The organism is Variovorax sp. VRV01 (genome assembly GCF_014852545.1).
GTDB lineage: Bacteria > Pseudomonadota > Gammaproteobacteria > Burkholderiales > Burkholderiaceae_C > Variovorax > Variovorax beijingensis_A.
In genome coordinates, this window is record NZ_JACVBS010000005.1 from 370,339 (window position 1) to 390,519 (window position 20,181).

The following is a 20,181-nucleotide window of genomic DNA, read 5'->3' on the forward strand; positions in this document are numbered from 1 at the left end:
GCCGTGGCCGAAAAGGTTTCTATCAAGCGTGAGTTCGTGCGGGGCGCGGCGCGCCTGGCGGACCTGGTGTACGTCATCAGCCAGATGAAGACGCTGCTGGAGCAGGACATCGCGCACGTGAGCCTGGTGGGGCTCTACAAGGGCAACTGGGGCGACGCCTTCAACACCACCTGGAACGCGACCGCGATCGCCGTGGCGAAGCTGCCGTTGGAGAAAGTGGTGCTCATCGGCGAGGACGGCGACGTCGCCACCTACGTGGGCGGGCGGCGCGAGGACGAGACGATCGCCCCGCAGCCCGTGATGATCCGCAACGCCCGCGAGATCGGGGGGCACGTCCATGCGTGCGGCAGCAAGCGGCAGGTCTTCAAGCGCACCGGCGAGCGGCAGTGGATCGACATGAGTGCGCCGCGCGCTGCGCAGACTGAGGTGTTCGGCTTCGAGGCGATCGACGGCTATGCGGACAACGAGATCTACGCGGTCGGCTGGGCCGGCGAGATCTGGCGCCACGACGGCGCGGCGTGGACGCAGTGCGGCAGTCCGACCAACGTCATCCTCACGGCCGTTTGCTGCGCGGGCAATGGCCTCGTGTATGCGGCCGGACAGGGCGGCGTGCTGGTGAGCGGACGCGGCGATGCGTGGACGCCGGTGGACTGGGAAGACGAAGTCACGGCCGACCTGTGGGACCTGTGCTGGTTCCAGGACAGGCTGTACGTGGCGACCATGTCGGGCCTCTACACGCTGGACGCGAATCGCCTCGTGCCCGTGGACTACGGTGCGATGGGGCCGGTCACCGGCTACAGCCTCAGCACGGCGCAGGGCGTGCTCTGGTCGGTCGGAAAATCCGACGTGGCGTCGTTCGACGGCACGGCGTGGCGCAAGTACGACTGAGCGGGCGTCCCCTCGCATGACCACCGACACCATCGCACGCAGCGCGGCCGCGCCGATGCCGCTCGTCGTGCAGCGCCATGCGGAGGAATCCGCGCTGCTGTGCAACCAGCGATTCTTCCTCGCCGCTTCCGGGCACACCAGGTTGCATCACCTGCGGCGCCTCGACGACAGGCTGGCCGCGCACCTGGACGGCCTGGCGGTGGCGCGCGATGCGGGCAGCAGGGCATGCGACGAGGCGCTCGCCCGCGCCGGGCGCGGCGAGGTGTTCGCGGCCATCGTTCTGGCGCTGGAGAACCACGACCTGCCGCGGATCGAACGCCTGCTGGCCATTGCCGAGCTGTTGCCCGATGTGCGCGATGCGGTCGCGCTGGCCGGCGGCTGGGCGTCGGGCGAGTCGCTGCGCGGCATTGCGAAGGACATGCTCGATTCGCCTCACGCATTTCGCCGCGCTGTCGCCATCGCCGCTTGCGACTTCCACATGGTCGACCCCGGCGATGCGCTGCACGCCGCCGTCGCCGATGCCGACGTGGTATTGCGCGGGCAGGCGTTGCGCGCCGCGGGCGAGTGCGGCAGGCGCGATCTCGCGGCCGTGTGCATCGCCGCGCTGCAAGACGAAGATGCCGGCTGCCGCTTCTGGGCCGCGCGCTCGGCCGTGCTGCTCGGCGAGCGCCACAAGCCCGTCCACCCGCTGCACGACGCAACGCTGCTGCCCGGAACGCTCCACGGCCGGCTCGCGCTGTCGCTGCTGTTCAAGCTCGCGACGCCTGCGCAGGCTGCGCCGCTGCTGGCGGAGATGCTCGACAAGCCCGCCCACGTGCGCGACGCCGTGCGCTGCGCGGGCACGGTGGGCGACACGCGGCTGGTGCCATGGCTCATCGCACAGATGGAAGAGCCGGCGCTCGCGCGTCTCGCGGGCGAAGCGTTCAGCACCATCACCGGCCTGGACCTGGCCTGGCTCGACCTGGAGCGCAAGCCTCCCGAGGGCGTCGAATCCGGTCCCCGCGACGCGCCGGAAGACGACGACGTCGCCATGGACGAGGACGACGGACTGCCTTGGCCCGATCCCGCGCGGATCAGCAGCTGGTGGGCCGCCAACGGGCGCGGCTTTGTGCCGGGCGAGCGTTATTTCCTGGGCCAGGTGCCGTCGTGGGCGCATTGCGTGGGTGTGCTGAAGCACGGCTTCCAGCGCCAGCGCCTGGCGGCCGCGGAATACCTCTGCCTGCTGCGCCCCGGCAGCAAGCTCTTTCCGACGGGAGCGCCGGCATGGCGCCAGCAGCGCTGGCTCGACCAGTGGCCGGACGAATAAATGAAGGATCGCCGATGGCTGCGAAATACATCCTCGCCGCGCTGGCTGCGGCATTCCTGTTCGCGGCGGGGCTGCGCTGCGCGAGAGGCGGTTCGGTGCGCGACCCCGCCACCCGCACCTGGCTCCTCATCGCGTTGATCTTCACCGCCGTCGCCGCCTGGCTGCAATGGCATACCTCTTAAGGCGAGATTGCCAACCCGCTCCACGGAATGAATACTCCTTCTGAGTTTTTTCGCCCGTGCGTGCGCGGGCTGTGTTCGGGCGTAGAAGGGCATAGAGCCCCGGGGGCAGATTCATGATCCATATCGCTGTCATCACCCGGCAAGGCGCTCCGGCGGGGCAGCCCATCGCTGCCGATTTCGGGCCCAACGGGGGCACCATCGGACGCGCCGACACCAACACGCTGGTGCTCGTCGATCCCGACCGCACGGTCTCGCGCGTGCACGCCCAGGTGCTGTGCCGCGACGGCCAGTACTTCGTCATCGACCGCGGCAGCAATCCGATGCAGTGCAACGGCGTGCCGCTGGGCTCGGGCAAGGAGGCCCCGCTCACCGATGGCACGCGGCTGGTCGTCGGCAGCTTCGAACTCAGCGTGCGCATGACGGCCGCGGCGCCGCCGCCGTCGCTGGCGATTCCCAACACCATCATGTCGGCGCCGACCGGCGCCGCTGTGGCCGCGAGCACCAGCGACGATCCCTTTGCCGACCTGCTTGCGGGGCTCGGATCGCCGGCCGCGGCCGCGCCTGCCGCGGCCCGTGCGCCGGGTGCCAGGGCGGCCGCGCCAGCAAGCGCGGATCCGCTGCTCTTTCCCGACCCGATGGAAAGCGGCTCGCGCAACGCGCAGGCCGCACAGGTCGATCCGTTCGCCAACCTGCTCGGGCCCACGCCATCCTCCGCGCCGGCCGCGGGCCTCGGTGCGCTCGACGATTTCTCCGACCTCGGTGCGCCGCCCGCGCATGGCAAGGCCTCGGGCATCGACGAGCTCTTCGGCGGCATGGGCGGTGGCGGCGGCATCGGCGGCGATCCGCTCGCGCTGTCGCCGCTGGCCGACCCGCTGCTGCAGCCGAACACGGCTTCTTCCTCCGATCCGCTGGCCGCGTTGCAGAGCGCGGCGCCGGCCACGCCGACGCCCCGTTCCGACCACCTGCCGATCGACCAGTTCGGCTTCACGCCGCCGATGGCGATCACGCCGGCACCGGCCGCCGCGCCGGCGGAAGCGCCGCCGCGCTTCGACGACATCACGGGCCAGCCGATACGCATCAGCGGCCCCGAGGTCGCCAGCCGCCCATTCGAGCCGCCGCCACCACCGCCGCCGCCACCGCCACCCGTCCAGCGGGCACCCGCAGCGGCCCCGCGCACCGCCTCCGACGACGAACTGCTCGCCGCCTTCCTGCGCGGCCTCGCCAGCACGCACCAGCCGCCCGAGATGCTCACGCCGGGCCTCATGGAGCGCATCGGCTCCATCCTGCGCAGCGCCACCGAGGGCACGCTGCAGCTCCTGCTCACGCGCCAGGAATTCAAGCGCGAGGTGCGCGCCGAGGTCACGATGATCGCGGCGCAGGCCAACAACCCGCTCAAGTTCTCGCCGACCGTCGAGGTCGCGCTGGCCCACCTGCTGGGGCCCGGCGTGCGCGGCTTCATGCCGCCGGAGGCCGCGATGCGCGACGCCTTCAACGACCTGCGCGCGCACCAGTTCGGCGTGATGGTGGGCATGCGCGCGGCGCTGGCCCATGTCATTGCGCGCTTCGAGCCCGAGGAGCTCGAGAAGAAGATCAGCGCGAAGTCGGCGCTCGACACGCTCTTCAGCGCCAACCGCAAGGCCAAGCTCTGGGACCAGTTCGTCGCGCTCTACGGCGGCATCGCGAGCGAGGCGGAAGACGATTTCCACAACCTCTTCGGCAAGGCCTTCCTCGAGGCCTACGAAGAGCAGATGGCGCGCCTCAAGTCGGACACCTGAAGAACAGCTCCCTCAGGCACAAGTACAACAGCACCAGCAAACGCGAGGCACCCCGCTTGGAAATCGAAATCGTCACGCTGTCCCGGCAGGGCGGCCGCAACTACAACGAAGACGTCCATGGCCACTGGCACGACGAGCGCTACGTCGCCTGCCTGGTGGCCGACGGCGCGGGCGGCCATGGCGGCGGCGACGTGGCGGCGGCAACGGCGCGCAGCAGCGTGCTGGGCGGCTTCTCGGCGGCGCCGGGGCTGGACGAATTCACCTTGCGCACGCTGGTCGAGCAGGCCAACCGCGACGTGGTGGCGCGGCAGGCCGAAGGCGGCAAGCTCGCCGGCATGCGCTCCACGGTGGTCTTCGCGGCCATCGACCTGGAGAGCCAGGCGCTGGCCTGGGTGCACAGCGGCGACAGCCGCGCCTACCTGTTCCGCGGCGGCGCCATCGTGGCGCGCACCACCGACCACAGCCTGGTGCAGCAGATGGTGGCCGGCGGCATGCTCGACGAGGAAGGTGCGCGCCTGCATCCGCAGCGCAACATGCTGCTCTCGGCGCTCGGCTCGGTGGAGGAAGCGCCCGACATCACGGTGTCCGACCGCATGCGCCTGATGCCGGGCGACGTGCTGCTCCTGTGCAGCGACGGCGTGTGGGAGCCGCTGGGCGACGAGTGCCTGGTCGACACGCTGCACGCCTCGCGCACGCCCAGCCAGTGGACCGAGCAGCTCGACGCGCAGATCAAGGCGCGCGCCAAGCCGGGCCACGACAACTACACGGCGCTCACGCTGTGGGTGATTCCCGATGACGTCGACGACGCCACGCGCCTGATGCCGGCGGCCGAGGAAGAGACGATGCCGGCGTCGATCGAAGAACCTTCGGCGGCGCCCGGCAAACTGCCGGATTGACCAATTGGGGCCGGACCCGCGGGGACCTAGCCGTTCAATCCCACGGCGGCGTCCACGATGTCCTGCAACTGCGCGATGACCGGCTTGCCGGGGCAGGGCTTCGACTTGGTGAACATCGCGTGATACGAGAGGCCGCTGTCGTCCGGCGTGGTCGCGAGCTTCAGCGGTACGCCGTATTCCCCGTTGAGCCACGCGAGCAGGTAGCCGTTCATCCGGATCTGCATGTCGGTGAGCGTCTCGCCGTGCACCGCGACGTTCTCCACGCTGTACCAGAGGTTGTCCACCTTCCAGCCATCGACAGCCCAGGAGCGCTGCGACAACGGAATGTACTGCGCGATCGTGCCGCCCTTGTCTACCGCGAAGTGGGCCGAGGCCGCGCGGTTCTCCCAGGTGGTCTTAAGGGAGCTGAGCAGGCTGTTGCCGTCGGTGATGTGGACGATCAGCCCCTTGATTCCGGTCTTCTTCATCAGGCCGGCAGCCCCCGGGCCACCATAGTGCTTACTCAGCGGGTAGTACTCATCCGCATACGGGTGATAGTCATTGTCGTTCCACTTGCTGCTCATGCTCGAACTCCTGTTCGTTGGCAGGTGTCAAGGCTTCTTCGGCCGATAGGCCTTGAGTTTTCCGCTCACCGTCACGTCCACCGTGACCACCACGAGCGCCGACTCCGTCTTTCCGTTGTCCTGCCGCTTCATCGGCTTGCGGGTGGTGGTGGAGGTCGAGCTGCCCTTCCAGCGGATCGTGCTCGAGCGCACGGGCTCCTTGTTGCCCTTGTGGTTCTGCTCCAGCACCGTGATGGCGCCGGTGCCCGGGTTCTTGGAAAGGATCGAGGTGTGGTGCGGATGGCCGACGGTCACATAGGGGCTGTCGGTCCAGCCCGAGCCATCGGCAAAGGTGACGTCGGTGGTGGTGGTCGTCGTCATCTCGTAGTCGCGGTACTGGAGGATGTCGCCGGGCAGCGCATCCTTGAGCGCGACCTCGTCGCCCCAGATGTAATCGTCGTCGTCGCCCATCGGGCCGAAATCCGACGAGGTGCCGGCGCCGGCGTGGCCCAGGGCCGAGTTGGCCAGGTCCCAGCATTCGCCCGCGCCGATCTGCTTGCCCAGCTGTGCGCTGGCCCACTGAAGGACCGTGGTGTTGAGTGTGGCCATCGCGTCTCTCCGGCTGGAAGGTCAAGGGGCGGCCGCCGTCCACCGGGCGGCCGTGGCGCAAGGCGCCTCAGACCTTCTTGTTGGCGGCGATGTCCCAGCCGGTTTCCTTGGTGCCGTCGCCGGAACCATCGGCCTTCTGCGGCGTGTACTCGTACTTGAACTTCGAGAAGTTCAGCGTGATGGTCTCGGTCAGGCGGTCTTCGCCGCCGCTGCCGCCGGTGTGGATGTTGCTGACGATGATGTCTTCCATCGTGAGCTTGATGTACTCGAGCGGCGTGGCGCCGGCCTTGCGGACCACCAGCGTGCCCTTCTTGATGTGCTGGCCGTTGCAGCAGTCGAGCAGCAGCAGGTGCGAGGAGGCATCCACGTACTTGGTGACCGAGAGGTCCTGCACGCTCACCTTGCCTGCGCCCGAGCCGCCGCCGACGTGGCCGGTGCCGGACTGGCTGGCACCCCAGCTCCAGGAAAGAACGTCGATTTCCTTCTTGTGCGAATCGTCCTTGGATTCACCGTCGACGCCCTCGAGCTTCAAAAACATGTCTGCAGCCATGATGCTTACCTTTCAGTTGTGTGCGAGTCAGAGAAAAAAAGGGCTTCCGTGCGGTGCCTGGTCGGCGGTGGTGCCCGGGAGCTATGGAGAGAACGAGCAATGGGCCCCGTTTTCAAAGGCCCACCGACGGCATATGCCGCCCGCTACTTGCCGCCCTTGGCCGAGGGCAGCTTGGACACCAGCCGCAGCGACACCGTGAGGCCTTCGAGCTGGTAGTGCGGGCGCAGGAAGAACTTGGAGGTGTAGTAGCCGGGGTTGCCCTCGACCTCTTCCACCACCACCTCGGCCGCGGCCAGGGGCTTCCTGGCCTTGGTCTCTTCGGAGGAGTTGACGGGGTCGCCGTCCACGTAGTTCATGATCCATTTGTTGAGCCAGCGCTGCATGTCGTCGCGCTCCTTGAAGCTGCCGACCTTGTCGCGCACGATGCACTTCAGGTAGTGCGCGAAGCGGTTGCAGGCAAAGAGGTAGGGCAGGCGGGCCGCCAGGTTGGCGTTGGCCGTGGCATCCGGGTCGTCGTACTCGGCCGGCTTGTGCAGCGACTGCGCACCGATGAAGGCCGCGAAGTCGGAGTTCTTGCGGTGGATCAGCGAGAGCAGGCCGGCCTTCGACAGTTCCGCCTCGCGCCGGTCGCTGATGGCGATCTCGGTCGGGCACTTCTGGTCCACGCCGCCGTCATCGCTCGGGAAAGTGTGCAGCGGCAGGTTCTCCACCGCGCCGCCCGACTCGATGCCGCGGATGCGCGAACCCCAGCCGTAGAGTTTGTAGGAGCGGTTGATGTTGGTGGCCATCGCATAGGCTGCGTTGGCCCAGGCGTACTTGCTGTGGTCGGCACCGGCGGTGTCTTCCTCGAAGTCGAACTCCTCCACCGGATTGGTGTTGGCGCCATAGGGCGTGCGCGCCAGGAAGCGCGGCATGCACAGGCCCAGGTACTTGGCGTCGTCGGAGTCGCGCAGCGAGCGCCAGCCGGCGTACTCTGGCGTGAGAAAGATCTTGGTCAGGTCGCGCGGGTTGGCGAGCTCCTGCCACGATTCCATCTGCATGAGGTTGGGGCTCGCGCCGGTGATGAAGGGCGCATGCGCCGAGGCCGCGATCTTGGACATCTCGCCGAGCAGTTCGATGTCGGGCGGGCTCTGGTCGAAGTGGTAGTCGCCCACCAGCGCGCCGAAGGGCTCGCCGCCGAACTGGCCGTACTCCTGCTCGTAGATCTTCTTGAACATCGGGCTCTGGTCCCAGGCCGCGCCCTTGAACTTCTTGAGGCTCTTGGCGAGGTCGGTCTTCGAGATGTCCATCACCCGGATCTTCAGGTGCTCGTCGGTCTCGGTGTTGTTCACCATGTAGTGCAGGCCGCGCCACGCACTCTCGAGCTTCTGGTAGTCGGGGTGGTGGATGATCTTGTTGACCTGGTCGGTCAGCTTGGCGTCGATCGCGGCGATCATCGACTGGATCGACTTGGTCACGTCCTTGCCGATGACGGTGCTGTTGCTCAGCGCCTGCTGCGCGAGCGTGAGCACCGCGGCTTCGACGGCGCTCTTGGCCTCGTCGCTGCGCGGCTTGAATTCCTTCTGCAGGAGCGACGAAAAATCGCTGCCTGCATAGGCGACATCCTTGAGTGCGCTCTGCTCGAGTGCTTCGGCCATGGTGGTTCTCCTCGGGGTCCGGTGTGTCGGGTGGTGGGGATCAGGCGGCCGGCTTGGCCGCTTCGTCGTCGGGCTTGGCGGTGGCCGCCAGCGACTGCAGCAGGGCCGGGTCCTCGAGCACCTTGGCCAGCAGTTCCTCGGCGCCGTTCTTGCCGTCCATGTAGGTCACGAGGTTCGACAGCTGGGTGCGCGCCTCGAGCAGCTTGTTGAGCGCGCCGACCTTCCTGGCCACGGCGGCGGGCGAGAAATCTTCCATGTTCTCGAAGGTGAGCTCGACCTTGAGTTCGCCCTCGCCGGTCAGCGAGTTTTCCACCGCGAAGGCGGCGCGCGGCTTCATGGCCTTCATGCGCGAGTCGAAGTTGTCCACGTCGAACTCGAGGAACTTGCGGTCGGCCACGGGTGCGAGCGGATCGGCCGGCTTGCCCGACAGATCGGCCAGCACGCCCATCACGAAGGGCAGCTGGATCTTCTTCTCGGCGCCGTAGAGTTCCACGTCGTATTCGATCTGCACGCGTGGCGCCCGGTTGCGGGCGATGAATTTCTGACTGCTCTTGGCCATGGCGATGCTCCTTGCGGGGGTAGATGGGGCGGTTCGATCAACAGGAAAAAAAAAGGGGAACGGAAAGGGCGGCTACTCGGACGGGCGCTTGCCGGTCACGGTCTCGATCGTGTCCAGCGCGCCGGGTGCGAGGTTGGCCATGATTTCGAGGAAGCTCACGCCGATGAGCTTCTTGGCGCGCTCGATCAGGAGCGGCGCGGGATTGCCGGGCTCGGTCTGTTCGAGAAAGCGGATCACGCGGTCCAGCATCTGCAATGCGTCCTGCCGGCTCTGGATCTCGCCGCGCGCGGCAGCGGGCCGCGGCGTGCCGCCGGCCTGCGGCGCATCGCCTTGCGCTTCTTCAGCGGTGCCCGCATCTTCGGGCGCACCGATGGCAGCGCTGCAGGCCTTCTGCAGCATGCGGCCGATGGCGCGCAGTGGGGAAAGGTCGATCGCGTCCGAGCGGCCGGTGCGCTCCACCAGCAGGGCCTGCAGCTTCTCGACCCGCCCGGGCACGCCGATGGCGGCCTGGATCAGCTCGGGCCGCTCGGCATGGAGCGCTTCGAGGCCGCCCTGGATCTGTGCCGGCGAATAGGTGGCTTCGCCGCCCACCGCATTCAACGCGTTGTTGGCCACCGCGATGTCGCGCACGCGGATCGCGCCCACGCCCGGCGCCACGCCCACCTGCGCGTCGTACAGGTCGCGCAGCACCATCGTCTCGTCGCCGAGCGGCGCGAGCGCGTTCAGGCGCATGGTGGGATCGTTGTCGTCCTCGGCATCGAGCTTTGGATGTATGCCGTCCCAGAAGGTGTCGAGCAGGCGGGTGAGCAGTTCGAGCCCGGCAACGAAACCGGCAAGCCCCTGCAGCCGCGTGGAGGCGCGCAGCAGCAGCACGGCGGCGCGCACGTCCTTGCTGCGGCGCAGGATCGCGTCGGACTGTTCGGCCACCTCGCGCCACTCCGGCTCCACCGCCGGGATGACGGTGTCGCCGAACTGCTGCTCGGGCTTGCCCTGCGCTGCGGTGGTGAGCGCGGTGAAGGCCGCGTCGTACTCCAGATCGTCGCCGCATGGCGAGGCCTCGCCGATGGGCGTGAGCAGGGCTTCGACAAGTTCGTTGGTCAGCATGTTGCCTGTTCGAGTTGGCTGGTGATAATCAAAGATGCGTCCGAACCGGTCAATGCAACGAAGGGAATAGCATGCGCACGCTGGGTACACACCATTCGTCCTATGGACGCTCTTTTGCTGCGGTCTCGCGGCGCCTGGCATTGGCCTGCGGCCTTGCATTGACCGGCGCCCTGGTCGCGGGCTGCGCAAGCAAGCCCGTGGTCACGCCGGTGTCGATCACGCTCACGGCCGGTGCCGATGCCAACCCCGATGCGCGCGGCCGCGCTTCGCCGCTCACGGTGCGCATCTATGCGCTGAAGTCGCCCGGCCCCTTCGAAGGGGCCGACTTCTTCTCGCTGTTCGAAAAGGACCAGGCCACGCTCGGCGCCGAGCTGGTGCAGCGCGAAGAGATGCTGATGCGCCCGGGCGAAAGCAGGAAGCTCGACCTCACGCTGCCGGCCGATGCCAAGGCCATCGGCGTGATGGCCGCGTTCCGCGACCTCGACCGTGCACGCTGGCGCGAAGTGCGCGCGGTGGAAGCCGGCAAGCCGCAGACGCTCACCGTGACCTTCGGCGCGCGGCAAATCCGCATCGAGAGCAAATAGCCCGACCCTTTCAGGAACGCGCGGCGCTGGCGTTCGGCGCGCGGCCCGGCCGTGCGAGCGGCTGGTCGGCGGGCAGGAAGCGCTCGAACAGGTCGGCCACGAAGGCGCCGCCGGCTGCGCCCGATGCAGCGGCCGTCACATAGAGGCCGCGCCACCGCGGAACGCGCGAGCCGCGGCCATGGCCTTCGAACAAGGCCTCGGCCACCTCGCGCAATGCGGGCTGCAGCGCACGCAGCGCCTCGATGAATTCATGGATCGCGAGCCGGCCCGATGCACCCGGCTGCTCGCGCAGCAGCGCCATCCGCAGCGCATGCAGCTGACGCGCCATGGGATCGAACAGGGCGTCGAACCGTTCGGCCGCGCTCTCGCCGTGGGCGGCCGGTCCGGCCAGGCGATGGCCGATCACCTGTGCGAGCACCTCGGGCGGCAGCGCACCGCGCAGCGTGGCATAGCCGGCCAGCTGCTCCAGGCCGGTCACGACCAGGTAGACCGGCAGCTGCAGGCGCAAGGTGTCCGCGGCCTCGTCGAGCAGCCGGCGCATCCTGGTGGCCAGCGGCTTCATGCCTGCGCTGGCCGGGTGCAGCAGTTCGCTCGCTGCCACGCAGGCCACTACGCCGTTGATCGGCACGCGGTCGCGCCGCTCGGCCAGCGCGAGGAGCGCCTGGAGCCACAGCGCGCGCGTGTGCGGCGCCGCCGCCGCGTCGCTGACGGCGCTCGGGTGGAGCTCGATGGCCGTCAGCGAGCCGGTGAGCCACCAGCGCCAGTAGGGTTCGCCGAAGGGCTCGCTGCCTGAAGGTGCCAAGTGCTCGGCATGGGCCGCCGCCAGCAGCCCCGGCAGGTTGGCCGCCGCGTCGCCGAGAAAGAGAAACCAGGGCACCGGCGCGGCTTGCTGCCGCAGTGGCTGGCGCAGGAGCTGGCGTGCGTGCGACATGGCTTCCCTCATGGCTTCGATCGCGGCTTCGTCGGCTTCGGCCGCCGCCGGGCCGAGCGCAGCAATGCGCCGGCGCAGCGCCCGGCGGCGCGCACCGCGGCCCGCGTCGCGGACCGCGGCGTACAGCAGCACAAAGCCGGCCAGGCACAGCGCGAGCAGGAGCCAGAAAAAGTGGGCAGGCAACAACGCGGCGGGCATGCTGCGGCTCTCAACGTGCAGTGGTCTCGAAGAACTCGAAATCGGCAAGCAGCCGCTCATTGCCCTTGTTGGCAGCGAGCGCTTCGCGCAGCCGCAGCAGGTAGGCCGAAGCGAGTTCGTACGGCGGCCGGTCGGCGGCGCCGTCGAACGGCGTGGGCGACGAGAGCACGGTGACCAGCACGGTGCCGAAGGGCGGGGCCACAAGCCAGCTCGCCGGGATGTCGCGGCCCAGGTCCAGCTTCTCGCCGGCGCGCAGCCGCACCGGCTGGCCGGTGTTCAGGTGCATGACCGAACCCTCGGCGGTGTAGTAGTCCACCCACAGGTAGCTGTCGTGCCTGGGCGCGGCCACCTGCATGCGCACGTCGTCTCCTTCGCGCAGCCGGCCGTTGCGGGCCGTCACGGCCGTCACGCCCAGTCCGTGGGCCTTCTCGCGGTTGCGCAGCTGGTAGGGCTTCAGGATGGCGAACACCTCGCAGTGGGGCCACACGCGCAGCCTGACATCGAACGTGGGCGAGCCGGCATCGGGCAGCAGGCCGGCCACCTCGCGCTCCACCCGCTGCAGGTCGGCCGGCAGCGAGACGAAGCCGCTCACGTGCAGCCTGCCGCCCTTGTCGGCGGAAGCCGAGAGATCGGCGCAGGGATAGCTTTGAAGATGCTGCTCGATGCGCTGCGCCGGTCCCGGCTCGCCCGCGTGCAGCCCGGCCGGCCACTGCCACCACAGCAGATAGAAAAGCGGCAGCAGCAGCGCGAGCGCGCCGAGCGCGCGCAGCAGGCTGCGGTCGCGGCGGCGCAGGTCGTGCGGGCCCGGCGGATCCGCCACGCCATAGGGCTGCGGCGTGATGCGGTCCTGCACCAGGCTGCCGAGCGCCAGCGGCCTGAGCCGCAGCTGATGGCCGTGCAGCGCCTTCAGCTTGCCGAGCTCGCCGCGGTCGTCGCTCTCGAAGTAGTACTGCCCCTTGAAGCCGTGCACCAGCGCATGCCAGTAGACCTCGCGCAGTTCATCGTCTTCGGCGCCCAGCGCCGACAGGTGGTGAAAGAACTCGCTGTGCGCGTTGTTCGAGTTGAACAGCTGCACCTGCAGCGGCGCCGCACCTGCGGCCGCTCCAGGGTGGCGCGCCAGGATCTCGTCGATCCAGGCCACCATCGCAAAGACCGCCGACTCGACCTGCGCGGCGGGCTGGCCCGAAGCGCAGGCGCGCGCCGCGTCGAGCAGCCGGCGCGCCTGCTGCTGCGCGGCATCGTGCGAGGGCGGCGCGGCGCGGCCGGCCGCGATCGATGCGTCGAGGGCGAGGCCGAAGGAGACGAATGCGGAAAAACAGTCGAGCAGCCGGACCATGGATGACCGCGCCCGCTCACCGCGCCTGCGTTGCGGAGGATGCCTTGCACCGGCGTCTGCTGCGATGGCACATCCCCATGTCCCCGGTTCCTTCGAGTAAGGATTCCATCTTCCGAACGCCGGGCGGCGGGCGCCATATCGCTTGGGGACTATGCCATTCGTCGGGCAAACCGGCTTGCTGCGCGGGGCAATCGCCGGTATCTTCGGCATCCGCTGAGTTCAATGCACGCTGGGACACTGGGACATGCCATGAAAATTCTGATCGCCGACGACCACCGGCTCGTCATCGAGGCGGTCAAGGCCAAGCTGTCGGAGCTCGAGCCCGGCATCGAGTTCGTCCTGGCGATGAGCGTCGACGAATTGCTTGCCGGCGCCACCGACGAGCTCGACCTGGCCCTGATCGACCTCAACATGCCCGGCGCCGATGGCCAGGCGCACATCGACGAGATCCGCCGCCGCCATCCGGCCGTGCCGGTCATCGTGCTCTCGGGCTACGAAGACCCGGCCATCATGCGCAGCGCGCTGGAGCGCGGCGTGCTCGGTTTCATCCCCAAAGCCTACTCGCCCGAGGTCATGCTGTCGGCCGTGCGGCTGGTGCTGGCCGGCGGCGTCTACGTGCCGCCGATGATGCTCACGGCGCTGCCGCCCGGCATCGTGGCCGGCGTGGCGCCCACGCAGAACGGCGATGCGCGCCCTGCAGGCGCCTCCTCGCAGACGCTCGAGCACCTGCGCAGCGTGCTCACCGAGCGCCAGGTCGAGGTGCTGCAGCTGCTCTCGCAGGGCAAGCCCAACAAGCTCATCGGCCGCAGCCTCGGCATCAGCGAGGGCACGGTCAAGATCCACCTGGCGGCCATCTTCCGCGCGCTCAACGTGCGCAACCGCACCGAGGCGGTGGTGGCTGCGCAGGCGCTGACCGAGGCGCAGCAGGCCTGAGCCGTGCTCTAGGCCGCGCGCAGTTGGGCGCCGGCCGGCGCCTCTTGCGCATCGGCCCGGCCCGCCGCTGCCGCGTTCTTCCTCTCTTCGATCGGCGCGGCAAGAAACTCCGCATCGCGCGCCACGCCCGAGAAGCGGCCCGACCCCCAGGTGTGCAGCCAGGGCAGCCCCAGGAAGTAGAGCCCGGGCACGCCCGTCACGCCGCGCTGGTGCACCGGCGCGCCGCGGCCGTTGAACACTGGCGCATCCACCCATTCGAAGTCGGGCGAGAAGCCGATGCACCAGAGCACGCTCGTGATGCCTGCCTCGGCAAGGTCCAGGCGCGTGCGCTCCTCGGGCGGCTCCCACACCGGCGTGTAGACCGAGGGCGGCGGCGCCTCGATGCCCCGGGAGGCAATGAACTTGTCGATCGAGGCGTTGATGCGGTTGTAGGTGGCGTCGGCGCTGTCCAGGTGCTCGCGCAGGTTGGGCTGGAACTCCAGCGTGCCGTCGCTGCCCAGGCCGGTCAGCAGGCCGTACAGCTCCATGCCCTCGAGCGCGAAGCGGCGCAGGTCGATGTCGCGGCCGCCGTCGCGGCCGGTCACGTAGTGGTTGGTGTTGTCGCGCACGCCCTCGCGCAGCGGATGCTCGGTCACGGGCATGTCGTAGTACTTCATGTCGGCGAGCCAATCGACCACTTCGCGGCCGCGGTAGAAGCGAGCGCAGCGCGGCGCATCGCCGGTGGCAAGGTACACCTTGCGCCCGGCCAGGTGCAGGTCCTCGGCGATCTGCGCGCCCGACTGGCCGCAGCCCACCACCAGCACCGCGCCTTCGGGCAGCTGCGCCGGATTGCGGTACTGCGCCGAGTGGTACTGCACCACGTGCGGCGGCAGCCTCTCGGCCAGGCGCGGCACGATCGGGCGGTGGTAGCCGCCCGAGGCCACCACCACCTGGTCGGCGGTGTAGAGGCCGGCGTCGGTCTGCACCATGAAGCGGTCGCGCTCGCCTGTGCCGGGCACGCGCGCCACGCGCTCGACGGTCACGCCCTCGATGGCCGGCGCCTTCACCTGCGCGACGAAGCCGGCCAGCCATTCGTTGATCTGGTCCTTCACCATGAAGCCGTGCGGATCGTCGCCGCGGTAGGCCCAGCCCGGCAGCTGGCACTGCCAGTTGGGCGTGACGAGGCAGAACGAATCCCAGCGCTGTGTGCGCCAGCTGTGCATGAGGCTGCGCTTCTCGATCACGAGGTGGTCGATGCCGCGCTGCTGCAGGCAGTGGCTCAGCGACAGCCCGGCCTGGCCGCCGCCGACGATGACGACGCTGTAGTGGCTGCGTCCGCCGTAGGGATAGGACATGAGGTCTTCTTTCTTTGTTTCTCTATGGATGCAGGGCGCGTCAATCGAAGGCGACGACGGTGACTTCGGCATCGGCGGTGCCGGTGAAGCGGGTGGCGATGCGCTCGATCTCGGCGAGCTGGTCCATCGCCTGCGAGCACGCGAAGCCGTACCTGGCGCGAACGCGCTCGGAGGCGATGCCCAATGCCTCGCGCGAGCGCCGCAGGAAGTCTTCGAGCGCGTAGCGTTCGCCGGGCGCGAAGAAATCCTGCACCACGGACGAGGGCGAGTAGCAGCGCGTTTCGCTGGCATCGGGCCAGCGCACCTGGAAGTGCATCACGGGCATGCGAGCGCCTCCTTCGGTGGCTGGATGAAGGCATCGTGGCCGAAGTCCCACAACAGGGCCTCGTTGCCGCCCGCCTGCAGCCGCACCTGCCGCGTCGCATCGACCTCGCCGACCACCGCGCAGGCGATGTCGCGCGCGGCGAAGCGGCCGAGCACCGGCGCGAACTGCGAAGGCGGCACGCTGAGCACGAATCCGTAGCTCGGAAAAGAAGAAAGCCAGCGCAGCAGCGGCACGCCACCGGGCCTGGGCAATGCCTCGAGGTCGATGCGCGCGCCGACGCCCGAGCACTCCAGCAGCATCATCGCGGTGCCCACCGCGCCGGCCATGCTGATGTCCTTCGCGGCGCGGCACAGGCCGTCTTCCGCGATGGAGGGCAGCAGTTCGAGGTCCGCGCGCAGCCGCGCGGCCGGCGCCGTGGTCGATGCGTTCCAGTAGGGAAAGGGCTCCTCGTAGGCGCCGCGCAGGTCGGCCGCCATCACCAGCAGGTCGCCGGGCTTCGCATCGAAGCTCGTCAGCAGGCGCCGCGCATGGCCGAGGATCGCGACCGCGAGCTGCGGCCGTTCGCTGCGGTTGTTGCTGTGGCCGCCGACCACCGGCACGCCGTAGCGCACCGAGGCCTCGGCCATGCCGCGCAGCACCTCGTCGGCAGGGTCCATGCCCATGCTCCAGAGCGCATCCACCACCGCCGTCGGGCGGCCGCCCATCGCATAGATGTCGCTCACGTTGACCATCACGCCGCAGTAGCCCGCGAACCAGGGCATGCGCACGATGAAGTCTTCCACCAGCCCTTCGATCGCGAACAGCAGGTAGCCGCCGTGGCCGTCGGGGATGGCCGCGCAGTCGTCGCCGATGGGCACCGCCTGCGCGAGCGCGGCATGGCCGCCGGGCAGCGAGCGGCCGAGGGCCGACACCACGTCGCTGATATCGCGCTTGTGGGCGAAGCCGCGCGTGGCGCGCAGCGCTTCGGCAATGTCGTGGACGCTCGTCATGACAGCACCTTCGCGCGCGTGACGAAGCCGCTCACCGGGTCATGGCAGGGCGGATAGAAAGCGAGCCCCGCCTGCATGCGTGCATGCGGGCGGCCGTGGATGGCGCTCTCCTCGAGCAGCTGCCAGCCGAGCTTCTGGAACAGCGGCACGTTCTGCATCTGCACCTGCGCGAAGAATTCCTTGCAGCCCAGCGCATTGGCGCGCGACACCGCGAGCCGTATCAGCGTGGCGCCCAGGTGGCCCTGGCTGCGGAACGCGGGATGCACCGCGAGGCGCGAGCCCCACCATTCGCCAGCTGCCTCGCCGCGGTGGATACGCACGGTGCCCACCACCTGCTCGGGCATGCCGGCGTTGCACGACATGGCGACCAGCAGCCGCGCATGGCCGTCGGTGGCGTCGCGGTCGTCGCGCGCGAAGATGCCCTGCTCGATGCAGAACACCGCGCGGCGCAGCGCCATGGCTTCGTCGCGCTCCCACTGCTGCGCGGCTTCGCGCACCAGGTATTCGACCGGCGTGTAGTGCGGGTCGAGTTCGCTGAGGTCGTCGATGCACAGCATGTTCAGCCCTCGCTTTCCTTTTCGTAGACCGACAGCGACGAGCAGGCGCCGCACTTGCCGCAGCCGGCCTTGATGTCGGCCGAGCGCAGGCCGGCGGCCACCACGCGCTCGCCCAGCGGCGCGAGCAGCGACTTCATGAATTCCGGCGTGGGCGCGGGATGGTCCTCCAGCGGCGTGCCGCTGATCGGCACGAAGGGCACGACAAACGGGTAAACGCCGCGCGCGAGCAGTTGATCGCAGGCGTCGAGGATGGCCTCGCGCGTGTCGCCCAGCCCGGCCAGGATGTAGGTACTGACCTGGCCGCGCCCGAACACGCCCACCGCCGCCTCGAAGGCGCTCATGTAGCGCGAGACGGGCACGCTGGCCTTGCCCGGCATGATGCGTTCGCGCACCTCGGGCGTCACCACTTCGAGGTGCATGCCCAGCGTGTCGATGCCCGCGGCCTTCATGCGGTGGAACCACTGGTCGTCGTCGGGCGGCTCGCACTGGCCCTGGATCGGGATGTCGACCGCAGCCTTGATCGCGAACGCGCTCTCGCACAGGATGGCCGCGCCGCGGTCGGTGGCGTTGGGCGTGCCGGTGGTCATCACCATGTGCTTCACACCGTCGAGCAGCACGGCCGCGCGCGCCACTTCGGCCAGCTGTTCGGGCGTCTTGCGCGCGATGGTGCGGCCGGCCGCGAGCGACTGGCCGATCGCGCAGAACTTGCAGCTCTTCCTGCGGCTCTCGTAGCGGATGCAGGTCTGCAGCACGGTGGTGGCGAGCACGTCGCTGCCGTGCAGCGTGGCGATTTGCGAGTAGGGCACGCCGTCGAAGGTCTGCATCGCGTAGAAGCGCGGCTGCTTCGGAAAGCTGATGTTCGCGATGGGAATGCTGCCGCGCATCACGCGGCTCACGCCCGCTGCATCCGGCGCCTCGGCCGTGAACGGCGAGTGCCAGGCGCTGGAAGTGTGGACCGGCACCATGATCGTGTGGCCGTCCACTGTCACGGCCTTGTGGTCCGACGGGCCCGCGCCGCCGCGGCGGCTCGCCGCGCCGGCCGAAGGATCAACCAGCCGCAACCCGAAGGACTGGAGCTCGGTCATCAGCTGCCGGCTCTCCGGCGGGGTCGTGGTGGTGGTCATGGTCGGGGCTCCGTTGAACGAGGGGTTGCGTGAGATGCATCGGCATGGTGGTCTGCGCGGGCCGGTCGTTGATGGCGAGCGACAGCAGTTCGGGCCGCGCGTAGTGGCCGACCGAATCCATCATTCGCTTGCGCTTGGCGATCAGTGCCATGTCGAGGTCGGCCACCACCATGCCTTCGCCCTCGGTGAGCGGCGGCGCAAGGTGCTTGCCCTCGGGCGAGACGATGGCGGTGTGGCAGCCGCCGCGCAGCGCCTTCTGCAGGTTGGCGTCGGGTGTGACGCTGCGGATCTGCTCGTCGCTGAGCCAGCCGGTGGCGTTGACCACGAAGCAGCCCGACTCCAGTGCGTGGTGGCGGATCGTCACTTCCATCTGCTCCGCGAAGACCGGGCCCACCAGCGAGCCGGGAAACTGCGCGCAGTGGATCTCTTCGTGCTGCGCCATCAGCGCGTAGCGCGCGAGCGGGTTGTAGTGCTCCCAGCAGGCCAGCGCGCCGACGCGGCCGACGGCGGTGTCGACCACCTTGAGGCCGGCGCCGTCGCCCTGGCCCCAGACCATGCGCTCGTGGTAGGTGGGCGTGATCTTGCGGCGCTTGAGCGCCAGCGTGCCGTCGGCGTCGAACACCAGCTGCGTGTTGTAGAGGCTGCCGTGGTCGCGTTCGTTCACGCCCAGCACCACCACCATGCCGTGATGCCGCGCACGCTCGGCCACGGCCTGCGTGACCGGACCGGGCACGACCACCGCGCGCTCTGCCAGCCGCAGGTGCGGCGCGCCCTGCAGCACCGGCGGCAGCACGAAGCTGAAGTAGGGGTAGTAGGGCACGAAGGTCTCGGGGAATACGGCCAGCTGCGCGCCCTTGGCCGCGGCCTCGTCGATGGCGCCGCACACCCGCTCGAGCGTGCCGTCGGGCCGTTCGAAGTCGGGCGCGATCTGGATCGCCGCGGCACGCACGATGCGTGGGGAAGAGTTCATGGTCACCCCCTGTCCACAGCGGCAGGCGAAGCGACACGAAGTGCGCGAAGACTGGGGGTGGACATGTTCACAGCGTCCAGGTGTCGAGGATGACCGCGCCGGCCTTCTTGTGCAGCAGCACGAGGTCCAGCACGTCGAGCGGGTTGATCGGCGTGATGCCCTCGATCAGCGCGCCTTCGCCGTGGCCGTACAGCGCCTGCAGCGCGAAGCGGCACGCATACACCTTGCCGCCTTCTTCCATGAACTTGCTGATCTGCTTGTTGAAGTTCTGGTGGCCCGGAAAGGCCTCGTCGCCCAGCGTCGGAAAGCCGCGCTGCACGCCCAGCGTCACGCCGGGGCCGTACAGCAGGACCGAGGTCTCGTAGCCCTTGCGCCGCAGCCGCGTGGCCTGCAGCAGGTTCACGAAGCCGATCGAGCCCTCGAAGGCCACCGTGTGGAAGGTGACGAGCGCCTTCTCGCCGGGCTCGGCCTTGACGTCTTCGAACACCTTCTCTTCGTAGTCGACGAGGAACTCGCCTTTCTCGTTGCGGGGGCGGGTGACTTTGGGCATGGGGTACTCCGGTTGAAAGGGGGATGAACGCAGGTCTTGCGTGCCTTTCTCTTCGCAGGCGATGTGCCAGCGCCTGGCGCGGCGCGTGCGATCAATGCGCGATCAATCCGCCCGGGTGCGGCCTGGGCGCCCGAAAACTTTTTTCGGGTCCCGTGAAAAGTCGCTGCAGAGGCGGTCGGCGCGGCCCTTGCCGCACCGGAAAGACGCATCCGCCATGCGATCAATGCACCCGATCAATGGAGTTGATCGCACCTGATCGAGGCGCCCGGCCCCCTGGAGCGGGCGCGATTCCTGCGTGCCTG

22 protein-coding genes are annotated in these 20,181 nt (G+C 69.0%); 7 read left to right on the forward strand and 15 right to left on the reverse strand.

Annotation, left to right across the window (positions count from 1 at the left end):
• Nucleotides 1-3 precede the first annotated feature (3 nt).
• From IB278_RS11990 to IB278_RS12010, 5 genes are all read left to right on the forward strand, one after another.
• Nucleotides 4-888, forward strand: a complete 885-nt coding sequence (locus tag IB278_RS11990) for a hypothetical protein (protein ID WP_225612851.1) — start codon at nucleotides 4-6, stop codon at nucleotides 886-888.
• A 16-nt stretch (nucleotides 889-904) separates the two neighbouring features.
• Entirely contained in the window at nucleotides 905-2,194 is a 1,290-nt protein-coding gene (locus tag IB278_RS11995) for a TIGR02270 family protein (protein WP_225612852.1), read from the forward strand.
• A 14-nt stretch (nucleotides 2,195-2,208) separates the two neighbouring features.
• Nucleotides 2,209-2,376 carry a hypothetical protein gene (locus IB278_RS12000; protein ID WP_186454151.1) on the forward strand — a complete coding sequence of 56 codons (168 nt, stop codon included), beginning with the start codon at nucleotides 2,209-2,211 and terminating at the stop codon, nucleotides 2,374-2,376.
• A 113-nt stretch (nucleotides 2,377-2,489) separates the two neighbouring features.
• On the forward strand, nucleotides 2,490-4,151 hold the full coding sequence (gene tagH / locus IB278_RS12005) for a type VI secretion system-associated FHA domain protein TagH (protein WP_192323527.1): 1,662 nt from the start codon (nucleotides 2,490-2,492) through the stop codon (nucleotides 4,149-4,151).
• Between the two features lie 56 nt (nucleotides 4,152-4,207).
• Nucleotides 4,208-5,047 (forward strand): PP2C family protein-serine/threonine phosphatase, encoded by an 840-nt coding sequence (locus IB278_RS12010; RefSeq protein ID WP_145742421.1) that lies wholly within the window; start codon nucleotides 4,208-4,210, stop codon nucleotides 5,045-5,047.
• Nucleotides 5,048-5,073: 26 nt separating this feature from the next.
• Here IB278_RS12010 and IB278_RS12015 read toward each other — a convergent pair whose 3' ends face one another.
• The 6 genes from IB278_RS12015 to tssA all read right to left on the reverse strand — a co-directional run bounded on the left by IB278_RS12015 (nucleotide 5,074) and on the right by tssA (nucleotide 10,048).
• Nucleotides 5,074-5,610, reverse strand: a complete 537-nt coding sequence (locus IB278_RS12015; protein WP_192323528.1) for a peptidoglycan recognition family protein — start codon at nucleotides 5,608-5,610, stop codon at nucleotides 5,074-5,076.
• Nucleotides 5,611-5,637: 27 nt separating this feature from the next.
• Nucleotides 5,638-6,198 carry a hypothetical protein gene (locus tag IB278_RS12020; protein WP_145742417.1) on the reverse strand — a complete coding sequence of 187 codons (561 nt, stop codon included), beginning with the start codon at nucleotides 6,196-6,198 and terminating at the stop codon, nucleotides 5,638-5,640.
• A 67-nt stretch (nucleotides 6,199-6,265) separates the two neighbouring features.
• The gene (locus IB278_RS12025) at nucleotides 6,266-6,748 is read right to left on the reverse strand and encodes an Hcp family type VI secretion system effector (RefSeq protein ID WP_018904085.1); all 483 of its coding nucleotides are present in this window, start codon (nucleotides 6,746-6,748) and stop codon (nucleotides 6,266-6,268) included.
• A 143-nt stretch (nucleotides 6,749-6,891) separates the two neighbouring features.
• Nucleotides 6,892-8,385, reverse strand: coding sequence for a type VI secretion system contractile sheath large subunit (gene tssC / locus IB278_RS12030; RefSeq protein WP_018904086.1), 1,494 nt, complete (start codon nucleotides 8,383-8,385; stop codon nucleotides 6,892-6,894).
• Nucleotides 8,386-8,425: 40 nt separating this feature from the next.
• Nucleotides 8,426-8,944, reverse strand: a complete 519-nt coding sequence (gene tssB, locus IB278_RS12035) for a type VI secretion system contractile sheath small subunit (RefSeq protein ID WP_145742414.1) — start codon at nucleotides 8,942-8,944, stop codon at nucleotides 8,426-8,428.
• 72 nt (nucleotides 8,945-9,016) lie between these two features.
• Nucleotides 9,017-10,048, reverse strand: a complete 1,032-nt coding sequence (tssA, locus tag IB278_RS12040) for a type VI secretion system protein TssA (protein ID WP_145742412.1) — start codon at nucleotides 10,046-10,048, stop codon at nucleotides 9,017-9,019.
• Nucleotides 10,049-10,119: 71 nt separating this feature from the next.
• Here tssA and tssJ point away from each other — a divergent pair, with 71 nt between their 5' ends.
• Complete coding sequence (tssJ, locus tag IB278_RS12045; RefSeq protein WP_192323529.1) at nucleotides 10,120-10,632, forward strand: type VI secretion system lipoprotein TssJ; 513 nt, start codon at nucleotides 10,120-10,122, stop codon at nucleotides 10,630-10,632.
• A gap of 10 nt (nucleotides 10,633-10,642) precedes the next feature.
• Here tssJ and IB278_RS12050 read toward each other — a convergent pair whose 3' ends face one another.
• Entirely contained in the window at nucleotides 10,643-11,761 is a 1,119-nt protein-coding gene (locus IB278_RS12050; protein WP_192323530.1) for a type VI secretion system protein, read from the reverse strand.
• A gap of 10 nt (nucleotides 11,762-11,771) precedes the next feature.
• A complete protein-coding gene (locus IB278_RS12055) occupies nucleotides 11,772-13,097 on the reverse strand; it encodes a DotU family type IV/VI secretion system protein (protein ID WP_192323531.1) in 1,326 nt (441 codons plus the stop codon).
• A gap of 249 nt (nucleotides 13,098-13,346) precedes the next feature.
• On the opposite strand from IB278_RS12055, the gene IB278_RS12060 reads away from it, so the two are divergent.
• On the forward strand, nucleotides 13,347-14,030 hold the full coding sequence (locus IB278_RS12060) for a response regulator (protein WP_145742404.1): 684 nt from the start codon (nucleotides 13,347-13,349) through the stop codon (nucleotides 14,028-14,030).
• Nucleotides 14,031-14,038: 8 nt separating this feature from the next.
• Here the strand turns inward: IB278_RS12060 and IB278_RS12065 are convergent, their stop codons facing one another.
• The 7 genes from IB278_RS12065 to IB278_RS12095 all read right to left on the reverse strand — a co-directional run bounded on the left by IB278_RS12065 (nucleotide 14,039) and on the right by IB278_RS12095 (nucleotide 19,879).
• Entirely contained in the window at nucleotides 14,039-15,364 is a 1,326-nt protein-coding gene (locus tag IB278_RS12065; protein ID WP_192323532.1) for an MSMEG_0569 family flavin-dependent oxidoreductase, read from the reverse strand.
• Nucleotides 15,365-15,404: 40 nt separating this feature from the next.
• Nucleotides 15,405-15,689: an MSMEG_0570 family nitrogen starvation response protein gene (locus IB278_RS12070; RefSeq protein ID WP_192323533.1), complete on the reverse strand. Its 285-nt coding sequence runs from the start codon at nucleotides 15,687-15,689 to the stop codon at nucleotides 15,405-15,407.
• Nucleotides 15,680-16,678, reverse strand: coding sequence for a sll0787 family AIR synthase-like protein (locus IB278_RS12075; RefSeq protein WP_192323534.1), 999 nt, complete (start codon nucleotides 16,676-16,678; stop codon nucleotides 15,680-15,682). The genes IB278_RS12070 and IB278_RS12075 overlap by 10 nt, the downstream gene beginning before the upstream one ends.
• Entirely contained in the window at nucleotides 16,675-17,235 is a 561-nt protein-coding gene (locus IB278_RS12080; protein ID WP_145742397.1) for an MSMEG_0567/Sll0786 family nitrogen starvation N-acetyltransferase, read from the reverse strand. Before IB278_RS12080 ends, IB278_RS12075 begins: the two co-directional genes overlap by 4 nt.
• A 2-nt stretch (nucleotides 17,236-17,237) precedes the next feature.
• A complete protein-coding gene (locus IB278_RS12085; protein ID WP_192323550.1) occupies nucleotides 17,238-18,320 on the reverse strand; it encodes an MSMEG_0568 family radical SAM protein in 1,083 nt (360 codons plus the stop codon).
• Complete coding sequence (locus IB278_RS12090; protein WP_192323535.1) at nucleotides 18,283-19,329, reverse strand: Nit6803 family nitrilase; 1,047 nt, start codon at nucleotides 19,327-19,329, stop codon at nucleotides 18,283-18,285. Before IB278_RS12090 ends, IB278_RS12085 begins: the two co-directional genes overlap by 38 nt.
• A 67-nt stretch (nucleotides 19,330-19,396) precedes the next feature.
• Entirely contained in the window at nucleotides 19,397-19,879 is a 483-nt protein-coding gene (locus IB278_RS12095) for an MSMEG_0572/Sll0783 family nitrogen starvation response protein (protein WP_018904096.1), read from the reverse strand.
• Nucleotides 19,880-20,181 lie beyond the last annotated feature (302 nt).

What these genes read in the sequence shown, in the direction of transcription:
- IB278_RS11995 (WP_225612852.1), top strand. Translation starts at nt 905, where the DNA reads ATGACCACCGACACCATCGCACGCAGCGCGGCCGCGCCGATGCCGCTC.
- IB278_RS12000 (WP_186454151.1), top strand. Translation starts at nt 2,209, where the DNA reads ATGGCTGCGAAATACATCCTCGCCGCGCTGGCTGCGGCATTCCTGTTC.
- tagH (WP_192323527.1), top strand. Translation starts at nt 2,490, where the DNA reads ATGATCCATATCGCTGTCATCACCCGGCAAGGCGCTCCGGCGGGGCAG.
- IB278_RS12015 (WP_192323528.1), bottom strand. Translation starts at nt 5,610, where the DNA reads ATGAGCAGCAAGTGGAACGACAATGACTATCACCCGTATGCGGATGAG.
- IB278_RS12020 (WP_145742417.1), bottom strand. Translation starts at nt 6,198, where the DNA reads ATGGCCACACTCAACACCACGGTCCTTCAGTGGGCCAGCGCACAGCTG.
- IB278_RS12025 (WP_018904085.1), bottom strand. Translation starts at nt 6,748, where the DNA reads ATGGCTGCAGACATGTTTTTGAAGCTCGAGGGCGTCGACGGTGAATCC.
- tssC (WP_018904086.1), bottom strand. Translation starts at nt 8,385, where the DNA reads ATGGCCGAAGCACTCGAGCAGAGCGCACTCAAGGATGTCGCCTATGCA.
- tssB (WP_145742414.1), bottom strand. Translation starts at nt 8,944, where the DNA reads ATGGCCAAGAGCAGTCAGAAATTCATCGCCCGCAACCGGGCGCCACGC.
- tssA (WP_145742412.1), bottom strand. Translation starts at nt 10,048, where the DNA reads ATGCTGACCAACGAACTTGTCGAAGCCCTGCTCACGCCCATCGGCGAG.
- tssJ (WP_192323529.1), top strand. Translation starts at nt 10,120, where the DNA reads ATGCGCACGCTGGGTACACACCATTCGTCCTATGGACGCTCTTTTGCT.
- IB278_RS12050 (WP_192323530.1), bottom strand. Translation starts at nt 11,761, where the DNA reads ATGCCCGCCGCGTTGTTGCCTGCCCACTTTTTCTGGCTCCTGCTCGCG.
- IB278_RS12055 (WP_192323531.1), bottom strand. Translation starts at nt 13,097, where the DNA reads ATGGTCCGGCTGCTCGACTGTTTTTCCGCATTCGTCTCCTTCGGCCTC.
- IB278_RS12060 (WP_145742404.1), top strand. Translation starts at nt 13,347, where the DNA reads ATGAAAATTCTGATCGCCGACGACCACCGGCTCGTCATCGAGGCGGTC.
- IB278_RS12065 (WP_192323532.1), bottom strand. Translation starts at nt 15,364, where the DNA reads ATGTCCTATCCCTACGGCGGACGCAGCCACTACAGCGTCGTCATCGTC.
- IB278_RS12070 (WP_192323533.1), bottom strand. Translation starts at nt 15,689, where the DNA reads ATGCCCGTGATGCACTTCCAGGTGCGCTGGCCCGATGCCAGCGAAACG.
- IB278_RS12075 (WP_192323534.1), bottom strand. Translation starts at nt 16,678, where the DNA reads ATGACGAGCGTCCACGACATTGCCGAAGCGCTGCGCGCCACGCGCGGC.
- IB278_RS12080 (WP_145742397.1), bottom strand. Translation starts at nt 17,235, where the DNA reads ATGCTGTGCATCGACGACCTCAGCGAACTCGACCCGCACTACACGCCG.
- IB278_RS12085 (WP_192323550.1), bottom strand. Translation starts at nt 18,320, where the DNA reads ATGACCGAGCTCCAGTCCTTCGGGTTGCGGCTGGTTGATCCTTCGGCC.
- IB278_RS12090 (WP_192323535.1), bottom strand. Translation starts at nt 19,329, where the DNA reads ATGAACTCTTCCCCACGCATCGTGCGTGCCGCGGCGATCCAGATCGCG.
- IB278_RS12095 (WP_018904096.1), bottom strand. Translation starts at nt 19,879, where the DNA reads ATGCCCAAAGTCACCCGCCCCCGCAACGAGAAAGGCGAGTTCCTCGTC.